The 25,652-nt window shown below is 55.3% G+C and carries 21 protein-coding genes and 6 pseudogenes; 9 read left to right on the forward strand and 18 right to left on the reverse strand.

Annotated features, from left to right (window positions below; genetic code table 11):
* Positions 1–93 precede the first annotated feature (93 nt).
* Together NFI08_RS18935 and NFI08_RS18940 are read left to right on the forward strand one after the other, a co-directional pair.
* Complete coding sequence (locus tag NFI08_RS18935; RefSeq protein ID WP_349591238.1) at positions 94–1,200, forward strand: glycosyltransferase; 1,107 nt, start codon at positions 94–96, stop codon at positions 1,198–1,200.
* Between the two features lie 3 nt (positions 1,201–1,203).
* Positions 1,204–1,917 (forward strand): lipopolysaccharide kinase InaA family protein, encoded by a 714-nt coding sequence (locus NFI08_RS18940; RefSeq protein ID WP_349591239.1) that lies wholly within the window; start codon positions 1,204–1,206, stop codon positions 1,915–1,917.
* Between the two features lie 27 nt (positions 1,918–1,944).
* Here NFI08_RS18940 and NFI08_RS18945 read toward each other — a convergent pair whose 3' ends face one another.
* The 3 genes from NFI08_RS18945 to NFI08_RS18955 form a co-directional block, all read right to left on the reverse strand.
* Positions 1,945–3,168 (reverse strand): glycosyltransferase, encoded by a 1,224-nt coding sequence (locus NFI08_RS18945; protein ID WP_349591240.1) that lies wholly within the window; start codon positions 3,166–3,168, stop codon positions 1,945–1,947.
* Between the two features lie 5 nt (positions 3,169–3,173).
* A complete protein-coding gene (galE, locus tag NFI08_RS18950) occupies positions 3,174–4,199 on the reverse strand; it encodes a UDP-glucose 4-epimerase GalE (protein WP_349591241.1) in 1,026 nt (341 codons plus the stop codon).
* A 75-nt stretch (positions 4,200–4,274) separates the two neighbouring features.
* The gene (locus NFI08_RS18955; protein ID WP_349591242.1) at positions 4,275–5,414 is read right to left on the reverse strand and encodes a glycosyltransferase; all 1,140 of its coding nucleotides are present in this window, start codon (positions 5,412–5,414) and stop codon (positions 4,275–4,277) included.
* A 252-nt stretch (positions 5,415–5,666) separates the two neighbouring features.
* On the opposite strand from NFI08_RS18955, the gene NFI08_RS18960 reads away from it, so the two are divergent.
* Together NFI08_RS18960 and NFI08_RS18965 are read left to right on the forward strand one after the other, a co-directional pair.
* Positions 5,667–6,854 (forward strand): glycosyltransferase, encoded by a 1,188-nt coding sequence (locus tag NFI08_RS18960; RefSeq protein ID WP_349591243.1) that lies wholly within the window; start codon positions 5,667–5,669, stop codon positions 6,852–6,854.
* Entirely contained in the window at positions 6,838–8,142 is a 1,305-nt protein-coding gene (locus tag NFI08_RS18965; RefSeq protein WP_349591244.1) for a PIG-L family deacetylase, read from the forward strand. The genes NFI08_RS18960 and NFI08_RS18965 overlap by 17 nt, the downstream gene beginning before the upstream one ends.
* Positions 8,143–8,406: 264 nt before the next feature.
* Here the strand turns inward: NFI08_RS18965 and NFI08_RS18970 are convergent, their stop codons facing one another.
* The 4 genes and pseudogenes from NFI08_RS18970 to NFI08_RS18985 all read right to left on the reverse strand — a co-directional run bounded on the left by NFI08_RS18970 (position 8,407) and on the right by NFI08_RS18985 (position 10,283).
* Positions 8,407–9,258 (reverse strand): IS3 family transposase, encoded by an 852-nt coding sequence (locus tag NFI08_RS18970; RefSeq protein WP_349591301.1) that lies wholly within the window; start codon positions 9,256–9,258, stop codon positions 8,407–8,409.
* Positions 9,222–9,533, reverse strand: coding sequence for a DUF1153 domain-containing protein (locus NFI08_RS18975; RefSeq protein WP_108133890.1), 312 nt, complete (start codon positions 9,531–9,533; stop codon positions 9,222–9,224). The genes NFI08_RS18970 and NFI08_RS18975 overlap by 37 nt, the downstream gene beginning before the upstream one ends.
* Positions 9,534–9,590: 57 nt before the next feature.
* A pseudogene (locus NFI08_RS18980) lies at positions 9,591–9,827 on the reverse strand (IS256 family transposase); the annotation flags it as partial.
* Positions 9,828–9,854: 27 nt separating this feature from the next.
* Entirely contained in the window at positions 9,855–10,283 is a 429-nt protein-coding gene (locus tag NFI08_RS18985) for an integrase core domain-containing protein (protein ID WP_349591245.1), read from the reverse strand.
* 497 nt (positions 10,284–10,780) lie between these two features.
* Between NFI08_RS18985 and tnpA the strand changes: the two genes are divergently transcribed.
* From tnpA to tnpC, 3 genes are all read left to right on the forward strand, one after another.
* A complete protein-coding gene (gene tnpA / locus NFI08_RS18990) occupies positions 10,781–11,149 on the forward strand; it encodes an IS66-like element accessory protein TnpA (protein WP_124805332.1) in 369 nt (122 codons plus the stop codon).
* Complete coding sequence (gene tnpB / locus NFI08_RS18995; protein ID WP_185696498.1) at positions 11,146–11,481, forward strand: IS66 family insertion sequence element accessory protein TnpB; 336 nt, start codon at positions 11,146–11,148, stop codon at positions 11,479–11,481. The genes tnpA and tnpB overlap by 4 nt, the downstream gene beginning before the upstream one ends.
* A gap of 83 nt (positions 11,482–11,564) precedes the next feature.
* Positions 11,565–13,115, forward strand: a complete 1,551-nt coding sequence (tnpC, locus tag NFI08_RS19000) for an IS66 family transposase (protein ID WP_124805330.1) — start codon at positions 11,565–11,567, stop codon at positions 13,113–13,115.
* Here the strand turns inward: tnpC and NFI08_RS19005 are convergent, their stop codons facing one another.
* The 3 genes and pseudogenes from NFI08_RS19005 to NFI08_RS19015 form a co-directional block, all read right to left on the reverse strand.
* Positions 13,116–13,337, reverse strand: coding sequence for a DUF1153 domain-containing protein (locus NFI08_RS19005; protein WP_349591246.1), 222 nt, complete (start codon positions 13,335–13,337; stop codon positions 13,116–13,118).
* A 221-nt stretch (positions 13,338–13,558) separates the two neighbouring features.
* Positions 13,559–14,668 carry an O-antigen ligase family protein gene (locus NFI08_RS19010; RefSeq protein WP_349591247.1) on the reverse strand — a complete coding sequence of 370 codons (1,110 nt, stop codon included), beginning with the start codon at positions 14,666–14,668 and terminating at the stop codon, positions 13,559–13,561.
* Positions 14,669–15,157: 489 nt separating this feature from the next.
* Positions 15,158–15,577, reverse strand: a pseudogene (locus tag NFI08_RS19015) (DDE-type integrase/transposase/recombinase); the annotation flags it as partial.
* A gap of 67 nt (positions 15,578–15,644) precedes the next feature.
* On the opposite strand from NFI08_RS19015, the pseudogene NFI08_RS19020 reads away from it, so the two are divergent.
* Positions 15,645–15,869, forward strand: a pseudogene (locus NFI08_RS19020) (transposase); the annotation flags it as partial.
* Between the two features lie 31 nt (positions 15,870–15,900).
* Here the strand turns inward: NFI08_RS19020 and NFI08_RS19025 are convergent.
* The 8 genes and pseudogenes from NFI08_RS19025 to NFI08_RS22915 form a co-directional block, all read right to left on the reverse strand.
* A pseudogene (locus NFI08_RS19025) lies at positions 15,901–16,788 on the reverse strand (IS3 family transposase); the annotation flags it as partial.
* A 12-nt stretch (positions 16,789–16,800) separates the two neighbouring features.
* Positions 16,801–17,958 carry an IS30 family transposase gene (locus tag NFI08_RS19030; RefSeq protein WP_349586295.1) on the reverse strand — a complete coding sequence of 386 codons (1,158 nt, stop codon included), beginning with the start codon at positions 17,956–17,958 and terminating at the stop codon, positions 16,801–16,803.
* A gap of 53 nt (positions 17,959–18,011) precedes the next feature.
* Positions 18,012–18,278: pseudogene (locus NFI08_RS19035) on the reverse strand (transposase); the annotation flags it as partial.
* Between the two features lie 261 nt (positions 18,279–18,539).
* On the reverse strand, positions 18,540–19,919 hold the full coding sequence (locus NFI08_RS19040; protein WP_349591248.1) for an undecaprenyl-phosphate glucose phosphotransferase: 1,380 nt from the start codon (positions 19,917–19,919) through the stop codon (positions 18,540–18,542).
* A 6-nt stretch (positions 19,920–19,925) separates the two neighbouring features.
* The gene (locus NFI08_RS19045) at positions 19,926–20,699 is read right to left on the reverse strand and encodes a WecB/TagA/CpsF family glycosyltransferase (protein ID WP_349591249.1); all 774 of its coding nucleotides are present in this window, start codon (positions 20,697–20,699) and stop codon (positions 19,926–19,928) included.
* 160 nt (positions 20,700–20,859) lie between these two features.
* On the reverse strand, positions 20,860–22,137 hold the full coding sequence (locus NFI08_RS19050) for an O-antigen polymerase (protein ID WP_349591250.1): 1,278 nt from the start codon (positions 22,135–22,137) through the stop codon (positions 20,860–20,862).
* A gap of 252 nt (positions 22,138–22,389) precedes the next feature.
* A pseudogene (locus NFI08_RS19055) lies at positions 22,390–22,868 on the reverse strand (IS3 family transposase); the annotation flags it as partial.
* A gap of 45 nt (positions 22,869–22,913) precedes the next feature.
* Positions 22,914–23,042: an integrase core domain-containing protein gene (locus tag NFI08_RS22915; RefSeq protein WP_502881142.1), complete on the reverse strand. Its 129-nt coding sequence runs from the start codon at positions 23,040–23,042 to the stop codon at positions 22,914–22,916.
* Between the two features lie 802 nt (positions 23,043–23,844).
* Here NFI08_RS22915 and NFI08_RS19060 point away from each other — a divergent pair.
* Positions 23,845–25,224, forward strand: coding sequence for an IS1380 family transposase (locus NFI08_RS19060; protein ID WP_349587653.1), 1,380 nt, complete (start codon positions 23,845–23,847; stop codon positions 25,222–25,224).
* Positions 25,225–25,652 lie beyond the last annotated feature (428 nt).

Consider the following 25,652-nt stretch of genomic DNA (forward strand, 5'->3'; position numbering starts at 1 on the left):
ATGCCCGGGCACAACGCGGCCCTTTGAGTGTTGGCTTTTCGGCTATGGTAGGATTCGCGACGATCCAACGTCGCCAGCCCAGCAGGAGCCGCCGTGAACCATCAGCGAATCGCCTTTGTCATCGAAGACCTCTACGGAGGCGGCGCCCAGAAGTCGCTTTTGTACACGGCGGACCAGTTGCGCCAGCGTGGTCACGCCGTCAAGGTCTTCACCTTGCGCGACAAGGTGGAGCACCGCCTTCCTGACGGCCTCGATATCGAGAATCTGGCGGTGGTCACGCGCCTGACCAAGGCGACCTCCACGGTGCTGACCGAAAAGTGGCAGGCCCGCAAGGTCCAGAAGGCCCTTGAGGCCTGGCGGCCGGAGGTGGTGATCTCCTGCTCCTGCGACAAGATCACCCGCCACCTGGACTGGCCCAATCTCTACTTCTGGATCAAGTCCGACGTCAGCGCCAAGTTCAGTGACCCGGCCGCCCGAGACAAGGCCTTCGCCAAGGTGCGCCGCTTCTACGGCGGGCGCAAGGTGATCGCGGTGTCCGAGGGCGTCAAGGAGAACCTCGAACAGGTAGTAGGACTTGAAGCCGAGACGATCATCCCGATCTACAACCCCTACGAGCGGGAGCCCTTCGTCGCGATGGCAGACGAGCCCCTGAGCCTGCCAGCAGGGGTCGAAAAAAGCCGCTACCTGTTGTCGGTTGCCGCCATCGAACCTCGCAAGCGCCAGGACCGCCTGCTGCGGGCCTATCGCCAGGCCCGGGACGAGCATGGCCTCGATGTCCCCCTGGTGCTGCTGGGCAAGGGCAAGCCGGAAAATGAACAACGACTAAGGGATATGATCGGCGAACTGGGGCTCGACGATCACATCCACTGGCTTGGCTATACCGCCAACCCCTACCCCTACATACTAGATGCCCTGGCCATGGTGCTGACTTCGGACGCCGAAGGCCTGCCACGGGTGCTGATCGAGGCGCTGCTTCTGCACACACCGGTGATCAGCGTCGACTGCCCCAGTGGCCCGAAGGAGATCCTGACCCAGGAGCTCGAAGACTTTCTGGTGGCACGCGACGACGAGGCAGGGCTTGCCAGCGCCATGGCGCGCATGGCCAAGGCGCCCGTTACCATCGAACCGCGCCACTATCAGCAGTTTCTCACACAGAACGTGCTGCCGAAGTTCGAAGCCCTGCACTCAGAGTCAGCCTGAACCATGCAGCTTCTGGATATTCCCTTCAACGACCGGCGCCGGCGCTACCTGATGTTCCACACCCGGGACCTGCCGGAGCGTCTTGCGCTGTCTCAGACCACGACCACCGCCGCCTTCGAGGCAGTGGGCTCCAGCCGCTTTTTCGTCTCCCAGGACGGCAGGATTCTGGCCAAGGTGGTGCCGGACAAATTCTCGAAGACGCTTGAGCCCTTCAAGTGGCTGACCCGGGACTATCTCGAAAAACGCTGGCTGGGCCAGTCGGATGCGCGCAAGGAATATCTCAGCATGCGCATCCTCAAGCGGGCGGGACTGCGCACACCGCGTTTCCACGGCTGGGGTTTGAGCCTGAATCCACTCAACAGAAACGCATCACTTCTGTTGATGGAACGGGTTCAAGACGCCACTGCGGGTGAAGCGTTATTTCTGGAACAAGAAGACGAGTCCACCCGCATCGCCCTGCTGGAGACCATCGGCAAGGATGTGCTAAGACTCGCCCGGGCCGGCTACCTGCATCGAGACCTCCATCTCAACAACCTGCTGGTTACACCCGCAGGGACACTGATCTGGATCGATGCGCACCTGCGCCCCATGCCCAGCAACCCCAGGCGTCACCTCGGCGCCCTGCTGAGCAGCCTGTCCACACGTAAGCTACAGGGTGAACGGTACCGGACTTGGCTAGCCGACTACCTGACACAGCGCTGGGAAGCCGGCGCCTAGCCCCGCACTCCTCCCCAGAGAAGCGCTTCAGCCATCCTCAAGCGCCAGGTAACGTTTGACCACGCGCTCCAACCGAAAAGACTCAGTGAACGCCGGACCAATAGTCGGAGGCGCTTCCACGACCCTGCTGATGGCGTCAGCGAAAGCGCACATGTCATCGAGTGGAACCAGACAGGGCGCTAGTTCCCCAACGAGCAACTCGGCGGGCCCTGTCGGGCAGTCCACACTGACCACAGGCGTGCCACACGCCAGGGTTTCCGGCAACACCAGTGGGAAGCCTTCATAGTCGGAGCTAAGCAACAACGCCCTCGCCCTGGCCATGTAGGCATAAGGATTATCACGAGGCCCCAGCAGCCATACCCTATCGTCAAGCTTGCGCTCACGAATCATCGCGCTTACCTTCTGCGCTCCGTCACCGCCGCCGACCAGCAATAGCGGCAGTGCCACACCACTTTGATGATAGGCATCCAGCAATCGGTCAAACCGCTTTTGGCGTAGGTCCATACGGCCCACGTAGAGCAGGAAATTGTCTGGCACATCGGAGACTTCAGCCAAGGCCAGCTTTCGTATCCGCTCGATATCCAGCGGATTGTGAATGCCCACGCCACGCTCGGGTTCAATACTGAAGTGCGTCTTGAGTCGTTCCAGCATTCCGTGGGAGACGGTGATGATCCGACGCCCTTGATAGAGTGCGCGTACCTTGCGCCGCTTCATCCAGCGCCCCAGACCACGCTTGTTGCCGAGAAAGCCGGTGACCGGATCGGCGTGCAGGCAGTACCAGGCGCTCGCCGCAAGACGTGAGCGTGATACCACCTGGTGGGCGTGGTGAAGGTGAGCATAGACCAGATCAAAGCGCCTACCGTGCTGTACCAGCCAGCGATCAAGCAGCTGCGCATGGCGGCGATAGCGACACTGCCTCTCCAGAATGCCTTTGGCGACATAGGGCAGCTTGACGACCTCGACACTGGACGGAAGGACATGACGCTGACGATCACTCAGTATCACCAGGGTAACCTCGACACCGGCATCGACCATACCGACGATCAGGTCTCGCGCCACGACAGGTGCGCCCCCCGAGTCCAGATGGTCGATAACAAAAAGCACACGCCTTGTGCTTCCACTACCCTCCCACCTTGCGTTTTGCCCCTGTGTCCTGCTACTCACGTCATCGCCATCCCTGAAAAAACCAGGCGCTATTATAGCACCGGGACAGCCAATCCAAACCCATTGTCCAGGCCATACTCCTGCCACCGACCTCAAGCCCCGGAATATCCTTCGGGGTTAGCCGACTGCCAACGCCAGCTATCACGCATCATGTCTTCCAGCGTTCTCTCGGCGCTCCAGCCAAGCTCAGACCTCGCCTTAGAAGCATCTGCCCAGAAGGCAGGTAGATCACCTTCACGGCGCGAGGCGAGGCGGTACGCTACCTGCTGCCCTGTCACTTGCTCGAAGGAACGGACCATTTCTAGAACCGTCGTACCCCTGCCGGTGCCCAGGTTATAGGTTGCTACACCTGATGACGTCATTTCCTTCATCGCCTCCAGCGCCTTGACGTGGCCCACGGCCAGATCCACCACGTGCAGATAGTCGCGCTCACAGGTGCCGTCTCGGGTCGGATAGTCATCCCCGAAGATGGACAGCTCCGACAGACGCCCCACCGCCACCTGGGAGATAAACGGCAGCAAGTTGTTGGGGATACCCTGGGGATCCTCACCGATGCGCCCGGAGGGATGCGCGCCGATGGGATTGAAGTAGCGAAGCAAGGTCGCAGACCAGCGATCGTCGGCCCGGACCAGATCCTCGATCATCTGCTCCACCACGGCCTTGGTCGCGCCATAGGGGTTGGAAGGTCTGCCTCGTCCCATGGCTTCGACGTAAGGTACCGGTGCGTCCTCACCGTAAACCGTGGCGGAGGAACTGAACACGATCGATCGGACCCCAGCCTCCTCCATGGCCTCGAGCAAGCGCTGGGTGCCGGTGACGTTATTGTCGTAGTAGGAAAGCGGCTGCCGATAGCTTTCACCTACCGCCTTCAGGCCCGCAAAATGAATCACCGCTTCCGCCGAGTGCTCGGCAAAGGCCCTGTCCAGACAGGCGCGATCACGAATGTCACCGCGCACCACCGGCACCTCCTGCCCGACCAACTCTTCGACCCTGGCGATAGCCCTGGGTGAGCTGTTGCAGAAGTTATCGTAGACAACGACCTCGTGCCCGGCGGAGATCAGCTCGACCAGGGTGTGGGTCCCGATATAGCCGGCTCCACCGGTGACTAATACCTTCATTCTATTCGTCCTTACGACATTGTCTGGCAGTTACCATATCCACTGCCAAAATTAGAAACTTCTTGAATACTATCTTCAGCCAGCAACGAAGGACTGTGCCACCCGCTCAGGCCTGAAGTCATCCAGCCATTGCTCACGCACCTCAGGCTTGGGCCCTTCGAGCGCACCGGTGATTCCAGCAGCGAGAGCTTCCTCGCTGCGCTCGACCAGGCTGGTCTCGAGCTCACCCTTGAGAATCTCTCGCACGCCCCCCGGGCAGTCCACCGACAATACCGGCGTGCCGCAGGCGAGCGCCTCGAACAGCACAATGCCCATGCCCTCAAAACGCGAGCTGAGCACAAACAGCCGAGCGTGGCGCATCCAGGGGTATGGATTGTGCTGATTACCGGCAAAGAGGACCCTGTCAGCAATGCCTAACTCATTCGTCAAGGCCACCAGGCTATCTCTTTCCTGACCATTCCCCACCAGGACAAGCGGCAGGCGCGTCCCCGATCGCGCGTAGGCACGCAGCAGCAGGTCTTGTCCCTTGGCCGGCACCAGACGCGCCACGTTCAAAAGGTATGGCTGGGACGGTATGGCGTCATTGGCCTCGAGCATCGCCTCGCGGATTGCGCGCAGCGGACAAGGGTTGGGAATCACCGTGAGAGAGCGTGGGCGAAATTTCCAGAGTGACTGCGCCTTGCGCAAGCTGTCGGCCACCCCTTGAGACACTGCCACCAGATCCCGACGATGGTAGAGGCAGCGGGCAAACAGGGCCTTGCGGCGGCTGGCGCCATTGACGTGGAAGATATTTTCGAGCACATAGCGGGCACGCTTGTCGCGAAAGCTCCAGACCAGTTCGAAGGTGCCGATACCCCGGAAAACGATGCGGTCTACCTTGCCATGCTCTTGCTCGAAGCGCTTTAACCAGTGCCGAAACACGACGCCGCCCATTACTCCAAGCCCCAAGAAAAGCGCCCTGCCCATCAGCGGGTTGAGCAGCAGGCGCGCCAATACCTCAAGGCCATAGCCGATCAGCGTCAGTCGATTGCGCTGTTGAAGCGGCAGGTGATGCACCTTGACCCCGGAATGCTCAGGCCTCAGGGGACGCTTCACCTTACGAAAATACACCAGATGGCTTTCATAGCCCGCCTCGTGGAAGGCATCTGCCAGATTGACCGCCACCCGCTCCATCCCGCCCATCTTGAGGGATCTCACCACCACCAGCGTTCTCATGATAGGCGCCCTTATGTCCTGCCATCGCAAAAGTGAACAATGAGACCACACAATGCTATGCAGGTTCGAGCCGACTGCTCGCGAAACATCAACGGCGATGCTTCCTCACTTCCTCTACCCTTCACTCCATGGGCGCCCGCGCCCCATTGGGCCGACTATGCCGGATCATAACGTGCACCATTCCAGCCATATACGGCGACCAATCACCTGCTAAACTAACGAAAAATCAAAGAAAAAGCTGGGACCGGGAGCATGAAGAACACAAAGCGTGTTTTGCTCGTGCTAAGACGAATGGGCATGGGCGGGATAGAGCAGGCCACAAGAACCCTGGCAAGTGCTCTGCAGAACACCGGCCACGAGGCCCATCTGCTGGTCCTCAAGGGCGCGGTGCCGTCAGCCGACAGAGAAACCTTAAGGCTCCACCAATACGATGTAGATCGTGAGAGTCGCCGGGGACTAGGTCGCTTCATCCATCTTGCCGACAAGGCGCTGTTGTCTCCTCTTATCAAGCAATCGGGATTCGTCTGGCGCGGCAGGCGCTGCTCAACTGCCTTCAAACACTATGTGGCAGCATTGGAAGCTCAACATGGGCGTTTCGACCTTATCCTGATTCGAGGCCAGGGCGCCTTTGAAAACCTCTGGGCGTTCGATGACGAACGCACCTGGCGCGTCGTCGAAGCCGTGACGGGGCGATTTAACAACACAGCCAAAGGCCGCTGGCTGACGAGAACCTTGTACCAGGGCAAGCAGCTACTTTGCGTCTCCAAGGGCGTACAGCAGGTAGTCGGGGACTATCTGGCGCGACAGAGCGTCGACATCACCAGAAGCGAGCTTCTCTACAATGCAGTACCGATCGATGACATCCGCCACAAGGCATTGGCACCGGCAGAACCGGCCATTCCCCGCCCCTACCTGGTACATGTTGCACGACTCGTTCCAGTGAAGAACCAGCACCGGCTTCTCAAGGCCTACCACCTGGCGGTGGATCAAGGCCTCGACCACGATCTGGTGATTATCGGCGATGGCTCCGAACGTCGCCATCTGGAAGAGATGACACTGGAGCTCGACCTTGCCGCTCGTGTCCACTTTCTGGGCCAACGGGACAACCCCTACCCCTGGATGAAAGACGCAACCGCCCTGGTGCTCAGCTCCAACTTCGAAGGGCTCGGTATCGTCTTGGTCGAAGCCCTGGCCCTCGGCACCCAGTGCGTCGCCTGCAAGGTACCAGGCGGCATCGGCGAGGTGTTGTCGGGCCCACAAGCCAGGCTTCTAGCCGAGCCCAGCGATGCTGGCCTCGCCGAAAAGCTTCTGGAAGCCGTTCAAGACCCTGTGATCGTCGATAACAAGATGATCAAAGTATTTGAACCGCAAAGCGTAATCGCGCAACTTATGGCACTTACAGAAGCCCCTTCGGAACGTCTTTATGCCCATCCAGCGTGACCACCACTTGCCGCTTGCCCCCGACTGGGAATGCAAGGCCACCATCGACGACAATGGCATCATTCAGTTGGCAGACCCAACCATTGCCGCGCTGAGCACGGGCGACGTTCGACCCAACACCTGGATGCTGGAGGTACGCTACCGGGCAACGTCACGCTGGAAGTTGCCAGCAGTCACCATCTTGGACCGAAGCAAAAGCCAAGCTACGGAACGCTTTACCCAGTATCTCGAGCCCAATGAGACCGGCAAGCGCTTGATCAACCTCACTGGCATCGAGTCGCTCGACCAACTCCAGCTAACGCTGAAACATCTGACGCTAGAGCGTGGTGCCACCCTTCTGGGCTTTCGCAATCCGGACCTGGCGAGCGGACCGATCCTTATCATCGCGCCCCACCCTGATGACGCCGAACTCGCTGCTTTTGGTGTCTACAGCCAGCACCCCAAAAACACCTGGATCGTCACCATCACCGCGGGCGAGCGACTCAAACGCCTCGACAAGCAATATTGGCCAGGACTCGATGACTCGCTCGAAGAAGCCTCACAGCGCAAAGGCTTTATTCGTGCCTGGAATAGCGCCACCACCCCGCTGCTCGCCGGCGTGCCGGCTGAGCAACTCATCATGCTAGGCTACTTCAATGACACGCTAACAGCGCTAGAGGAAAAGTCAGACACCGTCGTGCCCTCGCACTCGGCACCGACGCTCACGCCCGACGCCTATCGCCAGTGGAACAAACTGTCTCTCCCAACCGACGGGCAAGCGCAAAATACAGGGGAAAATCTTCAGCGCGACCTCGCATCGCTACTGAACAAAATCAAACCGATAATCATCATTACGCCCCACCCCGACATCGACCCTCACCCCGACCATATCGCCAGCACCCGACACCTGCAGGCAGCCATCAAGCAAAGCGGACACGCACCTGACCACCATCTGCTCTATGCCAACCATTTGAAGAGCACCCGCGGCTTCCCAAGAGGCCCCGCTCACGCCGCCGCAGGAGTGTGGCCAACCCAAACCAGCACACCATCACCGCGAGACGACAAGATCGCCAGCTTTCCACTAAGCATCGAAGTTCAGAAACAAAAAGCCCTGGCACTGCACTCCATGCACGATCTTGGAGGCACGCCAGGGCTAGAGCGACAACTAAAACGCAAGCTGAAGAGGTTACTGAGCGGAATCACCCCTGCAGACTGGAATGACTATGGTGGTCATGATTTCTTCCAGACCCATATCAAGGCTCACGAAAACTTCATTGAGCCAATATTGAAAGATAGATCGCTACTTTGAACCATTGAAGAGCCCCCTGCATACAGCTCAGTGTATAGTGCAGCCCTCAGGAGAGCGTTCTCAAACTACAAACGCAACACTATAGGAAAGTCGGAGTTGCGGCCACTGACTCCTGAAGCCCCCCGCGTCAACTTCCAGAGGGGCACTCTCAATGAGCAAGTGCAACACCTGATCGATCAGGTAAGCTATCGCTATGACTCATTGGAGTTGTCGTCAAATCTGGTGGATGGCGGTCATGTAATGACCCCCTGGTTTCTGCACACCTCATCCAGTTAATGCGAGGTGTGCTCGGGGTGCCACATAGCCCAGAGACTGATGTGGTCGCTCTTCGTTGTAGTACCGGATCCAGCGCTCGATCACGATTCTGGCTTGGCCCAGCGACTCGAAGCGATGCTGCCAGATGCACTCCTCCTTCAAGGATCGGAAGAAGCGCTCCACGAGTCCGTTCTGTTCCGGTGTATACGGCGTCGTGAACTCCTGGGTGAGACCATAGGCCTTCACCGTGCCCGTGTAGTGCCGGCTGCTGAAGACCAGGCCGTTGTCGGAGCGCAGTGCCAGCGGTTGCTGAACGCGCCCCAGCGCTCCCAGTCGATAGATCAGCGCCTCCTCCAGAGCGGCCTCAGCGGTCTTGCTGCTACCATTGTCCGATAGTCGCCAGCCGAGGCTCTCTCGTGTGCAGCAGTCGATGATCACCGCCAGGCTGGCTCGCCGATCCTTTCCACACCACACGTGCGTGAGATCCGTCGCCCAGCGTTCATCAGGCCGTGACGTGACTGACGGCAAGCTCCTGGCACGCGGTCGGAAGCCTTGTGGCCGCTTGCGTACCTGCCAGCCTTTCATTTGCAGGATGCGCTGGATCGGCTTGCGGTTCTCTCCTAAGACGCACGCCAGGCGGCGATAGCCATAGGTGGGGAACCTCTCCAGGGCCAGTTTCACCCGAACCGCCAAGTCGGCATTGATGGCACGCTTCCGCGATTTGGGCCGGTAATACAGGCTGCGCCGGGGGAATCCCAGCCAGCGGCAGAGCTTGACGAGCGATACCACATGGCCTTCCTCGGCCAGTTGCGCCTGCAGCGACCTTACGAGTTCTCGTCCTCGTCGAGCAGGCGCTTGAATTTTTTTAGCGCATAGATCTGCAGATGGGCCTCACCCAATGCCTCCTTGGTCTCCCGGAGCTCGGACTCATACTGCTCACGGATGTCCTTGGGGCGGGCCTTGAACCCGTTTTCCATGCTGCGCTGGGCCTCATCGACCCAGCCCTCGATCTCAGAGACAGTGAGATCGTACTGGCGAGCCACTTCAGCCGTCGTGGTCTTGCCCTTGAAGATGTCCATGACCACGGCAGCCTTGCGCTTCGCGGTCCATCGTTTGATGGAGTTGTCGTCGCTCATCCTGTCCTCCTAATGACTGCACTATACCCTGTGCAGCTATGGAGGGGGTCACTTCAGTCAGGCCGCATTCCTGTCTGATTGATCGCGACCTGGTCCCGGTCCTGAAACCTGACGTTGCTGACAACCAGCTCCAACTTCTGGAAGTGCTTGATCCGCCTTCTGCGTTTCTGGGCGGACTGGAGCAGTTGAAGATCATCGCCAGGGTCGTGGCCCTGGAGCCGCAGTTCCGGCTGCGCTTCTCGTCCTCAAGCGGACCGTGGCGAAGGTCGACTCGATCGGGTTGGTGGTGCGGATGAAATGACCCCCTGCTTTCTCCACACCTCATCCAGCTAATGCGAGGTGTGCTCGGGGTGCCACATAGCCCAGAGACTGATGTGGTCGCTCTTCGTTGTAGTACCGGATCCAGCGATCGATCACGACTCTGGCTTGGCCCAGCGACTCGAAGCGATGCTGCCAGATGCACTCCTCCTTCAAGGATCGGAAGAAGCGCTCCACGAGTCCGTTCTGTTCCGGTGTATACGGCGTCATGAACTCCAGGGTGAGACCATAGGCCTTCACCGTTCCCGTGTAGTGCCGGCTGCTGAAGACCAGGCCGTTGTCGGAGCGTAGTGCCAGCGGTTGCTGAACGCGCCCCAGTGCTCCCAGTCGATAGATCAGCGCCTCCTCCAGAGCGGCCTCAGCGGTCTTGCTGCTGCCATTGTCCGATAGTCGCCAGCCGAGGCTCTCTCGTGTGCAGTAGTCGATGATCACCGCCAGGCTGGCTCACCGATCCTTTCCACACCACACGTGCGTGAGATCCGTCGCCCTGCGTTCATCAGGCCGTGACGTGACTGACGGCAAGCTCCTGGCACGCGGTCGGAAGCCTTGTGGCCGCTTGCGTACCTGCCAGTCTTTCATTTGCAGGATGCGCTGGATCGGCTTGCGGTTCTCTCCTAAGACGCACGCCAGGCGGCGCCGTAGGAATCCCAGCCAGCGGCAGAGCTTGACGAGCGATACCACATGGCCTTCCTCGGCCAGTTGCGCCTGCAGCGACCTTACGAGTTCTCGTCATCGTCGAGCAGGCGCTTGAATTTTTTAGCGCATAGATCTGCAGATGGGCCTCGCCCAATGCCTCCCTGGTCTCCCGGAGCTCGGACTCATACTGCTCACGGATGTCCTTGGGGGTATCCGGCCGGTGAACACACCTTCCGTTGAGCTCCGACTTCGATGACGGTAGGTGTCCACCTATTGCTTAGTGGACACCTACGATGAGTGAGTTAAGCGTACTGGAGGCGCCTCGAAAGCGCCGCCGCTTTACAGCCGAGTTCAAGGCCAGGATCGTCGAAGCGTGCCAACAACCCGGTGCCTCAGTGGCCGGCATCGCGTTGGAGCATGCCCTGAACGCCAATCTGGTCCATAAGTGGATCCGTGAGGCTCGGCGGTCGGCGCCGGTGAAGGATACCCCGGCATTTGTCCCGGTTCCGATGGCCAGAACCGCCACACCAGCGGCGGGCCAGCATCGGGAAGCCGAGCGTATTCGCCTTTCACTGCCGAGTCCCCAAGGCACGGTGACCATCGAATGGCCAGTGTCCGATGCTCAGGGCTGTCGGGCGCTGCTTCGGGACCTGCTGTCGTGATCCGTATCGACGAGATCTGGCTGGCCACCGAGCCGTTGGACATGCGCGCCGGCCCCGACACGGCGCTGGCCCGGGTGGTGAAGGTGTTCGGCACCGCCCGCCCACACTGTGCCTATCTGTTCGCCAACCGGCGCGGCAACCGCATGAAGGTGCTGATCCACGATGGCCTGGGGGTCTGGCTGTGCGCGCGCCGTCTCAATCAAGGCAAGTTCCACTGGGCCGGTAACTGGCACGGCGACCGGGTGGAACTGTCGTCGGAGCAAGTGGCGGCACTGGTCCAGGGCCTGCCCTGGCAGCGCATCGGCCCGGCGGGGGCCATTTCGGTGGTGTAAGCCTCGTCGGCACAGAAGGCGAACCCTGGCCATTCGATGATCCGCGCATCCCCTTGCTGCCGGTGGACTGGCATAATCGCCGGATGAACATGCCACCCGACCTGTCCCAGCTCTCACCCGATCAGCTCCGCCACCTGGCGGCAACGCTGATGTCGCAGGTGGAGGAAAAGGATCGGGCGCTGGCACAAAGCCAGGAAACGCTACGCCACACCGAGCAGGTCAACCAGAAGCTGACCTTTGAGCTGGCGCTGCTCAAGCGCCACGCCTTCGGCAAGCGCAGCGAACAGCTCAACGTCCTGCAGATCAGCCTCCTGGACGAGGTGGTGGATGCCGACATCGCCGCCATCGAGGCCGAGCTGGAAGCACTCGCTACCCCGGCGACGGTGCCCGCCACCAAGCAAAAGCCCAAACGCCAGCCCCTGCCCGACGACCTGCCGCGTGTCGAGATCCGACACGAGCCCGACAGCGAGCACTGCACGTGCGGCTGCCAGCGGCGCCGCATTGGCGAGGAAATCAGCGAGAAGCTCGACTACACGCCGGGCGTGTTTACCGTCGAGCGGCATATCCGCGGCAAGTGGGTCTGCGATGCGTGCGAGACACTGATTCAGGCACCGATGCCGGTCCATGTGATCGACAAGGGCATCCCCACCTCGGGGTTACTGGCTCAGGTGATGATCGCCAAGTACGCCGACCATCAGCCGCTCTACCGCCAATCACAGATATTTGCCCGCGCCGGCGTGGAGATACCCCGCTCCACTCTGGCGGAATGGATCGGCATCTGCGGGGTGCGGCTGCAGCCACTCGTTGATGCCCTGCGCGAGACCCTGCTCACCGAACCGATACTGCATGCCGATGAAACGCCGGTACCGATGCTGGCTCCGGGCAAGAAAAAGACCCATAAGGCCTACCTTTGGGCCTATGCCACTACGCCCTACGCCGCGCTGAAGGCGGTGATCTACGACTTCGCGCCCGGGCGCGGCGGCCAGCATGCCCGGGACTTCCTCGATGAGTGGAAAGGCAAGCTGATCTGCGACGACTACGGCGGCTACAAACAGAGCTTTGCCAACGGCGTGACCGAAATCGGCTGCATGGCTCATGCGCGACGCAAGTTCGTCGACCTGCATGTGGCCGGCAAGAGCCAGATTGCCGAGCAGGCCATCGAGCTCATCGGCCAGCTCTACCAGGTGGAGCGCGAGGCCCAGTCGCTGAGTGGTGAAGAACGCCAGCGGCGACGCGACACCCGAGCGAGGCCCATTGCCGACGCCTTACATCGCTGGATGCTGGCTCATCGCGAGAAGGTGCCGAACGGCTCGGCGACGGCCAAGGCACTGGATTACAGCCTAAAACGCTGGACGGCGCTGACGCGCTATCTCGATGACGGCAGACTGCCGATCGACAACAACCGGGTGGAGAACCTGATCCGCCCCTGGGCGCTGGGCCGTTCGAACTGGCTATTTGCCGGCTCACTGCGCAGCGGCCAGCGCGCCGCCACCATCATGAGCCTGATCCAGACTGCCAAGCTGAATGGCCATGAACCGCATGCCTACCTGAAAGACGTGCTGGCTCGGCTGCCGACCCAGAAGGCCAGCCAGATCCACGAACTCTTGCCGCAGCACTGGAAGCCGGCAGACTGATCACTGAAAGAGGGTGATGCCCGGGCGCTTACCCTTGGGGCGGGCCTTGAAGCCGTTTTCCATGCTGCGCTGGGCCTCATCGACCCAGCCCTCGATCTCAGAGACAGTGAGATCGTACTGGCGAGCCACTTCAGCCGTCGTGGTCTTGCCCTTGAAAATGTCCATGACCACGGCGGCCTTGCGCTTCGCGGTCCATCGTTTGATGGAGTTGGCGTCGCTCATCCTGTCCTCCTGATGACTGCACTATACCCTGTGCAGCTATGGAGGGGGTCACTTCAAGCCACTACTTCCCGGGACCATACACCTAGAGAGAGGTTGAACACCCAGACGCCTCTGGAGGCATCCGCGGAGGTTCTCCAGAAGACAGTGCCCGGATCTCCGACATTCCAATAGTATTGCGATTGTAGTTTGGGACCGCCCTGTAAATTCCGAAACTAAAGCCACTACCTTTCACCGTTTTTCAACCGCCCGGACCAATAGAGAGAAACAAACCCGCCGAAAATAATGTTATGTACATAGACCCCTGTCCAAAAAGAAAGATAGGACTCAAACTGATTCACAAATACCCAATAAACTGAGAACACAACTCCAAAAGCAGCAACATCACCTCTAATATAACCATATTTCCAAGAGTGATAAATCGTAAAAAATATCCATCCGTATAACATAACAATCAAGCTCAGTCCAAAAACGCCATATGCGACCAGAACTTCTAAAATATAATTATGCAAATGCCCTATATTTTCTTTCGTCCAGTCAGACAGCCATGGGGTATAATCGATCACAAGTCCTCGCCCCTCGCCTCCCCAACCAAAAATCGGCTTTTCAGCGATCCATGAAAAAGAAGCTATCCATGTGTTAAATCTTACACCAAAGCTAGTATCCGGAAGAGGTAATTGCATATTGGATATCCTAGGATAAACCAGCCCTATTTCATTTATAACCCTCTCACCAACGCTAAAGTAAAAAATTAAACAGAAAACAAAAACCCCAAAAGAAACAACCGCTACTTTGTTTATTCGACTATTAAATATAGCTCCTGAATAACTCTTAGAAAACAAAAAAATTATAACAAAAGTTAAAAAACCCAACAGCAGCCCGATCAAAACAGCTCTTGTTTGAGTAACATACAACCCCAACAAGCTATAAAAAAACAGTATAGACCACAAAGATATTTTTAAGATGCGAAATTTTTTTGAGCTAAGAACCCTCGGAAAGAAAACAGACAGACCTATAACACACACACCAAGGAGCATAGCAGAATGCTGCCAGTTCCTCACACCCAGATGCACTCTAACCCCCTGCAAACCAAGGAGTAACTCCGCCACCCCATCACTTTTAAAAAATGTTCCACTTATGCATCCCAAAAGCGCGAAGAACCATATGAAAATGACTTTTCGAGAGCTTCCGGCGAGCCACCAAGCAACGCTAATAAATATGAAAATCTTAGCGAGCCTATCAATTTGGGGATTGTCTGCAACCCACTCAGGGTTTTCGTTAAAATTCAAAAACCACGATATAGCTTGAGCAATCAACACCATCAATAGCAGCACTACCGGAAAGGATCTCCTTAATTCCTTCGAGTTATAGACTAGAAAAAACAAGCCTAATAATGCTAGAATTGTTTCGCTTGTGCTTCCGACTGGCGAATAAACCACTCGAAAAAAGGAGTACAAAAAAACAAGAATAAAGCCTAGCCAATAGTAAAAAGCCGACACTTCACAACCAAACAAACTGATTCTTGATCTCATACTGCTCTCGATCTTTAACGAACTGAAGAATTTCAAGCACACCATCATGACCACAATTAATTTATCAAATAAATATGCAACAACGTCTATGCGAGATTAAAATTAAAAACTATAATATCGGAAAGAGGCTCGGCGGGTCTCAAACTACAATCGCAACACCATTGGAGTGACGGGGATCCGGGCACTGAATTCAGGAGAACCTCCGCGTATTTCTCCAAAGGCGTCCTGGCGTTGAGTGAGTCTGCGATCTCATCAAGTGGACTTGCCCAACTCTTCAGACACTTTTGAGCCTCACGGTGTGGCGGCCTCAAAGACCTCGGGACTGAATCCTCCAAGATGGCTATGCCGACGGCTACGATTGTAGAAAACCTCGATAGAATCAAAGATGTCGGCGGAAGCTAGGTTCCAAGTTTTGTAGACGCGTATCCTTGATACGTTCTTTCTTCATGCTCCAGATGAACGATTCGACCACAACACTATCCCAGCAGTTGCCCCGCCGGCTCATACTGGGTTCGAGGTTATGGGCAATGCAAAAGCGTTGCCGGTTGGCGCTGCAGAACTGGGAACCTTGATCCGAGTGTATGAGTACGCAAAGCTTTGGCTGTCACCGCCAAACCGCCATTAACAGCGCATCCAGTACGGTCACTGGTCCAACATGGGCTTCATCGACCAGCCCACGACTTTGCGTGCATAGAGATCGACTGGCATGGCCCCCTAGGTTTTGTCCGAAAAGTCGGATTTGCTAATGTGCCGATGCCGCAACTGCATAGGTGACCGCATGGCAGGACGCTACGAGCTCTCCGCTCAAAGCTGGGAGATGATTAAGGACATCGTCTCGCCCTCCCAACCAATGGGCCGCCCTCGCCGAGATGACCGCCAAGTGCTGAACGGGATCTTCTGGATCCTGTGCTCAGGCGTCAAATGGCGCGATCTGCCAGAGCGCTACGGCCCATGGAAGACCGTCTATGACCGCTTTCGTCAGTGGCGCGATGACGGCACCTTCGTGATCTTACCCAGCACTGGTGGACACCGGTCTAAGCGATCATTCGAGCCTCGAAGGCCTCTGGGCTGATCATCCCGATCGCGCTGTGCCGGCGTTGCCGGTTGTAGTCCAACTCAATGTACTCGAACACCTGCCGTCGCATGGTTTCTCGGGTCGTGAGTCGCTCGCCGTGAATGGCCTCGACCTTGAGACTGTGAAAGAAGCTCTCGGCGCAGGCATTGTCGTAACAGTTGCCCTTGGCACTCATGCTGCACCGGAGGTCGTGCCGGGTCAGCAACGACCGGTACAGGGACGAACAATACTGGCTACCACGGTCGCTATGCACGATGACGCCCTTGGGCATCTTGCGGCTCCACAGCGCCATCTGAAGCGCGTCGCCGACCAGGTCAGCGGTCATGCGCTCGCTCATCGCCCAGCCGATCACCTTGCGTGAATACAGGTCAATCAGTACCGCCAGGTAGAGCCAGCCCTCACCCGTCGCCAGGTAAGTGATGTCGCCGACCCATTTCTGGTTCGGCGCCGTAGCACTGAAGTCCTGCTCCAGCAGATTCGGTGCGACGGGCAGGCCATGCCGTGAGTTCGTCGTGGCCTTGAACTTACGCGCGGCTTTCGCCCGCAAGTTTTGCCGACGGAGGCTGGCAGCCACGGTATTGAGGCAGATGGCTACGCCAGCATCGTTCAGGTCATGGGTCAGCCTGGGGACGCCTGAGCGCCCCTTGCCCTGCTCGAAGGCCTGAGCCACGCGCTGATCGGTGAGCGCTTGCCAGCGGCGGCGAGGAGAGGGTACTCCTCCCCGCAGTCGCCAGGCGTAGTAGCCGCTGCGGGCGACACCGAGAAACGCACACATCCGTTGAATGCTGAAGGCCTGACGATGCTGCTCGATGAAGGCGTACTTCACTTCAGGCTTTTCGCGAAGTACACCGCCTTGCGCTCAACCGGTCAATGCAACGGTGGTGGATAAGACTTCGGCAGGTGTCTTGTATCCCAGCGTTTTCCTGGGGCGCTCGTTAAGCCGCATGGCCACCTGATCAAGGTCTTGCTGGGTGAACGTGGATAGATCTGTCCCTTTTGGGTAGTACTGTCTTAGCAGGCGGTTGGTATTCTCGTTGGTTCCCCGCTGCCATGGGCTCTGAGGGTCGCAGAAGTAGACTTGAATATCGGTCGCAACCGTGAAGTCCTTATGTGCCGCCAGCTCTGTGCCCCGATCCCATGTTAGAGATCCTCTCAGACCAGCCGGCAGCCGCTGGGCCTCTCTTATCAAGCCAGCGATCACACTGGTCGTATCCTTGCCATCCACCTGAACTAGCATGGTGAAGCGAGAGTGACGCTCGACCAACGTAGCAATGTGGGAATTTCTGGCACCGGTGATCAAATCTCCTTCCCAGTGCCCCGGAATCGCCCGGTCCTCCGCCTCTGGAGGACGTTCTCGGATGGGCACCGCATCCCGGATCTGTCCGCGCGGCTGACTCGTAGCAAGCTTGGAGCGGCGCATCATGCGCTTATAACGCAGATGCTGCATCAGTTCCTTCTTCAGTACACCGCGCGCTTGGATGTAAAGGCTGCGGTAAATCGTCTCATGTGACACCTGCATGCGCCGGTCTCTCGGGAAACGGAGTTTCAGCCAGCCCGAGATCTGCTCAGGAGACCACTGTAGTGCAAGCTTTTCCGCCACGAGCTGCCGCAGTTCGGGGACAGTTGCCAGATGGCACACCTTAGGGCGTTTGGCATGCTCCCATGCAGCCTCATCAGCAGTACTGGCCCGATACCGGTCGCGTCCTCCATGGCGAGCGACTTCCCGGCTCACCGTGGAAACAGAGCGCCCCAGCTGCTGGGCGATTCGCCTAAAGGACTGACCAGTGGCGATACCACGGGAGATCGTCTCCCGCTCAGCTAGGGTCAAGTGCCGACTGGATCGTGAACGAGGGTGCGGTGCGATACCACCGCTGGTGGACAGAACACGATGTACCGACCCTGGATGCTGACAAAGTAGCCGACTGACCTCACTTAACGATTGACCTGCTTGCCACTGCTCCCAGAGTAACTGCTTCTGGTTTGCGGAGAGTCCTCCTGGCCGTCCTCGTCTTGCCATATCGTTCCCTGTCGAGTGGCTGTGTTGCGATGACCAGTTGAGCGTACCGCGGCTTTTTTTGCGATTTCAAGCTCTTCCGACTTCTCAGCCAGCTGACGCTTGAGCCTCGCGTTCTCTTCCGCCAAGGCCTGCTCGCGAACCGAGGCACTCTGCTGCTGCTGAGCCTTGGCTCGCCATTGGTAGAGCTGGCTGGGTTGAAGACCCAGCTCGCGGGCGGCGGCACTGGCACCAACACGGTCAGCGAGTACCAAGGCCTCGTCCTTGTAGACTTGGGAGTAACGGGTGCGAGTCTTCTTCATCGACGTTGCTTGCCTTGCCATGGGGTCACCTCGTTCAGTGTACTGCCTTAACGGGGTGTCCACTGTTGGTGGGCAAGATCAGTTCATGACCACGGCAGCCTTGCGCTTCGCGGTCCATAGTTTGATGGAGTTGTCGTCGCTCATCCTGTCCTCCTGATGGTTGCACTATACGCTGTGCAGCTATGGAGGGGGTCACTTCAGCTGTATGCACCCAATCTTAATATTCAGAATATTTTCACTTATCAGTTTAGTAATTTTAATCTAAAACTTTCTGCCTTTCCTCTAATAAGCATTTTTCCCAAAAAAGCCTTTCACCATCGTTAACAAAATTATTTTAATATCTAAGCATACGTTCCAGTTATCTATATACCAAAGATCATACTGAACTCTAGCTTCCATTTTACTTACAGTCTCCGTCTCGCCACGAAAACCATTTACTTGCGCCCAACCAGTTATACCAGGCTTAACTTTGTGACGGCGCATGTACGATTCTACCAATTCTTTATAGTGCTCGTTATGCTCAAGAGCGTGTGGTCTAGGACCTACTATAGACATTCGACCTTGTAAAACGTTGTAGAACTGTGGCAACTCATCTAATGAGGTTTTTCTTAAGAACCGGCCAATTCTAGTAACTCTAGGATCAGACCTACCGGCTTGAGTCAACACACCGGTTTCCTCTTCATGAATCTTCATCGTTCTAAACTTATATACCTTAAAGCTCTCGCCATTCACACCTGTTCTGTATTGCTTAAAAAGAATCGGCCCAGGAGACGACAACTTTACTAATACCGAAATAACCACACAAACAGGAATGATGCAAATAAAAATTGAAAAACCTATTAGAAGATCCTCAACTCTCTTGCTAATACTCGAAACACCATTCATTGGGGTGACACTAAGATCTATGACAGCCCTGCCAGCCACTTCAGACATACGATGGTTTAGAAGATGCATGTCTCGGAAGCTTGGAACAAATCGCACATCTGAAGTGTGATTCCTCAATCTATATAATATACTTCTAACTACTGCACCCATTTCAAGCGGAACACATATCCAAACTTCGTCAACCCTTCCTTTATATATTCTCCTCGATATCCGATCTAAACAATCATTTTCTGGAATGCTTGAGATTCGTTCAACTCCTGCTATTGAAAAGCCTTCTCCAGGCGTGGCTCTCATACCACGAGCCACCTCGAGCAAATTTTCCCCAGGGCCTATCAAAAACACAGAACGCCTTACTTTACCCTGCAATCTTGCTTTTTTTAGTACGTTATGTATCAGAAGCCTAAAAACTAGAATGAGTATAAAACTCGATGTTAATGTGTATCCGATCCACAATCGTGAGTACCGCACGGAGGCATCAGCAAAAAAAATTATGGACGAAGTAATCACACCTGCCACAAAAAACACCAAAATAAGATGGCCAGTTGATGTCCATCCTTTAAACATCTTCCATTTATTATATTCACCAAGACTGCTATTAACTATAACAACTAGTAGTGCAATGACAGTTGTAGCTAAAACATAACGATCGTGCAGCGTAATGGTACCAAATCTAAGAAAATAGGAAAAAACAGACGACAAAACAACCAAAGATACATCTACTAATGGAAGAAAAAATCGTGGAGGTATTCTTTGATGGGACCATATATTATGAAACATCAATAATCACTTCTCATTCTTTTTGGAAAAACAATACATATCTATAAAAATATAGAAAAGAGAAACAGGATAGTAAAAGAAATATCTTTTAATTAGCTTCGGCTCATCAAACATCCTGTACAGCCACCTAAGATTAAGCTTGTCGATCCATTTTGGATAATAATTTATTCCTGCTTTAGCGGTTTGATGAAAAAAACCACCACAAGTAAAACCTCGCCCCACCCAACCACGCTTTCTAAGGTCAACCAAAAACTCTTCTTGACGCAGAGCCCCCATGCTGACGATCACTAAGTCAGGATTTATGTGCACCATTTCGTCAAGAACTTTTTCACGTTCATTGCCTCTGTTAAAATAGCCGTGGCGCAGGCCGACGATATTTAGCCGAGGAAAGCTCTGACGAAACTTCTCTACGGCCTTTTCGGCAATCCCTTCTTCACCACCAATAAAAAATACACGGAAATTTCTTTTCTCGCACTCTCTGAAAACAATCGGCGCCAGCGAAGTCATATCAAAACTTTTTCTTTTGCTCTTCTTTCCTAATGCCCGAACAGCTAAATTCAATAAGATTCCGTCGCAATACACGCTATCGAACTGCTCGTAAACACATCCATGCTTTCTAGCTTTTAAATAAGAGTAATTGTTTAAAAATGTTACTATCTTGCTCTCGTCAGGATTAAAAAAGGCCTCATTCTTATCCATTAACAATTTAAATATTACGTCTTTTCCAACCATACCACCCCCCGAAAAAACTTTAAAAAATTCATACAATAAGCGCAGCACCTTCTGTATCCATGGGTTCGAAATATACCCCTAGAAATGCTTATGCTGGTATTCGATACTATAGCCGTTTTCGCTAGCGGTCGTTCAATTTTTTGACCACCCAACGCAATTCTGATACGGAGACATGGCGGAAGAGAGTTGGCCGGATCAAACTACTTCCTTATACTCGGACACACAGGGAAGAAAAAAAAGAGCGAACGAAAACAAAAATCGTGAGAACTACAAACACTGGAGCTACGGCATGTACGAAAACAGCAACTAATGTGCTTGTTGAAATACCGTATAGAAAAAATGAAGAAATAAACAAGAAAGGAAAAAGATTGTGTTTCACGTAGAGAAAACTTACAGCAAAGTTGGAAAAAAAACCTATCATAGAAGACAAAAAAAGGCAATAAATAACTGTTCCGACGTACCCAAATTGAGCATACCCCTCACCTATGAATGTGGGTGTAATCCCGCCACCTCTGAACTCGACTCCAGCAGCTTGTTTAAGCAACACACCAGATGTTTGATTCACATGTGATCCAGGGATAGCAAGCAAGAAGTCATTAATAAATGTCTTGAACAAAGGGATATTAACTCCATTGTTAATCATATATGAAAGATTTTCCAATTGCACCCAAAATCGGTGGTACACGCCCCCCAGGGAAAATCTAATCAAGTCGTTAATATCCGCGCCAGCGAAACCCTGAATCCCATAATGTCGAATATATTGCACAACTGCTGAAACAAAGAGAACAACAAATCCAATAATTAATGATATCGTATAAAGTCTAAGTATACCTCCTCCACTCGCTTCATAAAAATATACAAACACAACACCGTAAACAAATATTACAAAAAGTGAGTCTATTCTATTTGCTGTAGGCATTATCATAAGGAATGTCAGCAGTGAAAGCATAAAAGCTAATATTTTCGAGTGCCGCATAAGCGATAATGAAACACCAAGATAGCCGACATATATACAATACAGAGATATCTTATAATTATATCCAAGTCCTACCAATGATTTAACTCTAGCCTCATGTACATCCTCTGAAAATATTGGTATCTCTGGCATTCTATAATACAAAAAAAATAACAAAACCACGCCAAGAATATATATAAACACATACACAAAACTAGACAACCCATATGGTATAGCCTTGCTTAAGCTGAAATGCTTTGGTGTGTAAATAGATGACAAAATAAATCCAAAAGACAGCCCCAAAAAGAAGACTGAGCAGTAAAACCAAACTATAGGATAAAGAAAATCATAACGTGAGTTATAGAAAAAAAAGTCAATAATTGGAGCTAATCCTATGAAGAAAAACACTCCACAAAAAATAGAAACTGATGGGTTATGGAAATAAAATAAACGTAATTTCCTTACACGAATACACAAGCAAAAAACAAGAACAGTAAAACTATAAAAAACAAAGCTCATTAAAACAATCATTTTGCTCTCGTTTGTTAAAAATTCTCAGCACTTAGTTGACATCTTTGAAGATGCTTTAACCTCAACATTTAGATAACTACCCAAAATAATCGACAACTGAAGAGCTCCCCCCCCTCCTACAGAGCGGAACAGGGTATAGTGAAGCTCTGTAGGGCAGGAATGAGCGACGACAACAGGATCGAGCAATGGAACGTCAAGCGCAAGGACGCCGTTGTCATGGACTGATCTTACCCAGCATTGATGGACGCCGATCTAAGCGATCATTCTAGCCTCAAAGGCCTCAGGACTGACCACCCCAATCTCACCGTGCCGGCGCTACCGGTTGTCGTCTATCTCAATGTGCTTGAACACTTGCCGGAGCATGGCATCCCGGGCCTCGAATCATTCACCATGGACCGCCTCCACCTTGAGACTGAGGAAGAAGCTCTCGGCACGGGTATTGTCGTAGCAGCGGCCCTTGGTACTAGTGCTGCACCGGAGTTAGTACCGAGTCAGCAGCGACTGGTACGACGTCGAGCAATATTGGCTTGCCACGGTCACCATGCACGACCGCTCCCTTGGGCATCTTACGGCGCCACAGGGCCATCTTCAGGGCATCACTGACCAAGTCGGCGGTCATCCGTTCACTAATCGACCAGCCGACCAACTTGCGTGAATACAGGACGACCAGTACCGTCAGATAGAGCAACCCTTCGCTGGTTGCCAGCGTTCGTAATGTCGCCGACCCACTTTTACTTCGGTGCAATGACCCCCTGATTTCTACACGCCCTCCACGACTAACGCCGGGAGTGCTCGAGGTTCACATAGCCTGGAGACTGATGTGGCCACTCTTCGTTGTAGTACCTCATCCAACGATTGATGACGGCCCTCGCCTGACCCAGCGATTCGAAGCGGTGGAGCCAGATACACTCCTACTTCAAGGCCTGAAAGAAGCGTTCCACGAGCCTATTCCGCTCTGGCGTATATGGCGTCGTGAGCTCTTAAGACAAGCCGCCTTTACCGTGCCCGTGTAGTGATGACTGCTGAACACGAGCCCATTATCAGAGCGAAGGGTCAAGGGTTGCTGAACGCGTCCCAGCGCTCCGAACCAATAGAGAAGCGCTTCCTCAAACGCCGCCTCCGCGGTCTTGCTGATGCCAGTGTCGGATAATCGCCAGCTGAGAATCTCTCATGACCGCTAAGCTGGCCCGCCGATCCTTACCGCACCACACATGAGTGAGGTCTGTCGCCCAGCGCTCATCTGGCCAGGCGACGGACGGCAGACTCCTGGCGGGAGGGCGGAAGCCCTGAGGGCGCTTGCGCACTTTCCAGCCTTTGAGCTGAAGGATGCCCTGAATTGGCTTGCGGTTCTTCCCCTGGACGCACGCCAGTCGACGATATCCATAGGTAGGGAACCGTTCCAAGGCCAGCTTCACCCGCGTTGCCAGATCGGTGTTGATGGCGCGCCGCCGCGGCCCGGGGATGGTAATACAACGTCCGTCGGGGAAGCCCCAGCCACTGACAGAGTTTGACGAGCGGCACTATGAGGCCCTGACGGACCATACAGCCTGCAATGACCTTACGAGCTCTCGTCTTCGTCGAGTAGGCAGCAAAACTTTTTAGCCCGCCTCATTCATGGGGCAGGCCTGAAAACGAAGATAGCGGATGGTATTCTCTTAAAAAATCAGTGAGTTCCGCCAAGAACCTGATCAAAGAGAGCCATCCGCTATGGGTGAAAGACTATCCACCTGGATTCCCTCTTGCAACCGCTCGGTCCGTGTCGAGCTGAGCGGCCAACGAACCACGAGTGATAGCGGCGCGCTGTTGCTCCGCGAAGCCCTCGATCGCAGTGGCGTTATCGATGCGCTGGAAGACAATCTGGTTGACCCGCGCAATCCGCTACGTGTTCGTCACTCGCTGGCAAGCCAACTGCGAACCGTGATCTTGCAGCGTGCGATGGGGTGGATCGACCTTAGTGATACCGACACGCTCCGTCATGACCCGCTCTGGCAACTTGCCTGCAGTGATGCTCGCGGGCTGGCCCCGTTGGAGCAAGATCGGCCATCTCAAGCCACGCTGTCGCGCTTGCTGAACTGCCTCGGTCACAGCGACAACATCGATACCCTGCACGAAGGACTGATGCGATTGGTGGTTTGGCGTCTGGTCTCGCTGACCAAGGGCGACATCCCGAAGCAGTTGACCCTGGATGTCGATGGCTTGCCGATTGAGGTCCACGGCCACCAAGGGGGCTCAGCGTTTCACGGGCATTATCAGGCACGGATCTACTCACCGCTGATCGCTTCACTGGCCGAGACTGGCGACATGGTCGGCGGCCTACTGCGCGAAGGTAACGCCGGCCCAGCCGAGGATGCTGATACCTGGATACCACACCTGGTCAAGCGGCTTAGCGCGAGCACCGGAGCCCAGGTGCGGGTTCGCATCGACGCAGGCTTCACCGACAACGCAACACTGGAAGCCCTGGAAGATCGGGATATCGAGTACCTGGGCCGGCTGCGTAGCCACACGGGACTGCAGACGCTAGCAGAACCGTATTTGAAACGCCCGCGTGGCCGCCCGCCTGAACAACCTCGGGAGTGGTGTTATGACCTGTCCTATCAAGCCGGCTCATGGCCTGCGCCACGACGCGTGGTGCTGGTGGTGCAGGAACGTCCCGATGATCTGTTACTGCACGCCTTCTTCCTGGTCACCAACCTCGGCAAGGTCGAGTGGCCGGCCAAGAGGGTGCTGGCACTCTATCGCAAGCGTGGCAGCGCTGAGGCGCACATGGGCGAGTTGAAGTCGACACTGGACGTGCATCTGTCCTCGACCGATCGCGGCGCCTCGACGGTTCAACAGGTGATGGCCCGCAACACGGTGAATCTCTTGCTGAGCCTCTACGCCTATCAAGTCCTGCATGGGCTGCGACGGCTGCTGGAAAGCCAAACACATCAGGGGTGGAGCCTGGCGCAGATGCGTGAGCAGATCCTCAAGGTGGCGGCGACACTCTCGCTGCATGCCCGACGCGTCACAGTGCACCTTGGCGCCGCCGCCGACAAATGGTGGCCGACATTGCTAAGGGGGTTGCCACGGCTATCCGCACTGGTCTGAGACTGGTCATCATCACACTCTCATTCGTCGACAGAGCAGCCGTATCCGAAGCTGTCAGGCACGGCTACGCCGAAGCCAGATGATGATACAAAACTGCGATAAGGACGCCAACAGAAGGTCGATTTAGTTATAAGAAAACCGGCGACCATGCGGCCGCTCAACGGTAAAGAGGGCCGATGCCGAGATTTTCCGGCGCAGCAGGCTCATTCAGCACTCAGATGAATGAGGCGGGTTTAGCGTATAAATCTGCAGGAGGGCCTCACCCAGCCCTTCTTTCGTCTTCCACAGTTCAGATTCGGACTACTCACGGACGTCCTTCGGGCGAGTCCTGACCCCGTTTTTCGTGCTGCGCTGGACTTCATCGATTCAGCACTAAATCTCGAAGACTGTGAGATCGTACAGTCGCGCCACTTCAGCCGCTCTGGTCT

Source organism: Halomonas sp. EF61, assembly GCF_040147045.1.
Classification (GTDB): Bacteria; Pseudomonadota; Gammaproteobacteria; order Pseudomonadales; family Halomonadaceae; genus Halomonas; species Halomonas litopenaei.

Excerpts from the sequence above, each read along its gene's own strand:
- NFI08_RS19005 (WP_349591246.1), bottom strand. The coding sequence starts at position 13,337 with ATGAGCGACGCCAACTCCATCAAACGATGGACCGCGAAGCGCAAGGCC.
- NFI08_RS18965 (WP_349591244.1), top strand. The coding sequence starts at position 6,838 with ATGCCCATCCAGCGTGACCACCACTTGCCGCTTGCCCCCGACTGGGAA.
- NFI08_RS18960 (WP_349591243.1), top strand. The coding sequence starts at position 5,667 with ATGAAGAACACAAAGCGTGTTTTGCTCGTGCTAAGACGAATGGGCATG.
- NFI08_RS19040 (WP_349591248.1), bottom strand. The coding sequence starts at position 19,919 with ATGTTTCATAATATATGGTCCCATCAAAGAATACCTCCACGATTTTTT.
- tnpA (WP_124805332.1), top strand. The coding sequence starts at position 10,781 with ATGAGTGAGTTAAGCGTACTGGAGGCGCCTCGAAAGCGCCGCCGCTTT.
- NFI08_RS19030 (WP_349586295.1), bottom strand. The coding sequence starts at position 17,958 with ATGGCAAGACGAGGACGGCCAGGAGGACTCTCCGCAAACCAGAAGCAG.
- tnpC (WP_124805330.1), top strand. The coding sequence starts at position 11,565 with ATGAACATGCCACCCGACCTGTCCCAGCTCTCACCCGATCAGCTCCGC.
- NFI08_RS18955 (WP_349591242.1), bottom strand. The coding sequence starts at position 5,414 with ATGAGAACGCTGGTGGTGGTGAGATCCCTCAAGATGGGCGGGATGGAG.
- galE (WP_349591241.1), bottom strand. The coding sequence starts at position 4,199 with ATGAAGGTATTAGTCACCGGTGGAGCCGGCTATATCGGGACCCACACC.
- NFI08_RS18940 (WP_349591239.1), top strand. The coding sequence starts at position 1,204 with ATGCAGCTTCTGGATATTCCCTTCAACGACCGGCGCCGGCGCTACCTG.
- NFI08_RS18975 (WP_108133890.1), bottom strand. The coding sequence starts at position 9,533 with ATGAGCGACGACAACTCCATCAAACGATGGACCGCGAAGCGCAAGGCT.
- NFI08_RS19060 (WP_349587653.1), top strand. The coding sequence starts at position 23,845 with ATGGGTGAAAGACTATCCACCTGGATTCCCTCTTGCAACCGCTCGGTC.
- NFI08_RS19050 (WP_349591250.1), bottom strand. The coding sequence starts at position 22,137 with ATGATTGTTTTAATGAGCTTTGTTTTTTATAGTTTTACTGTTCTTGTT.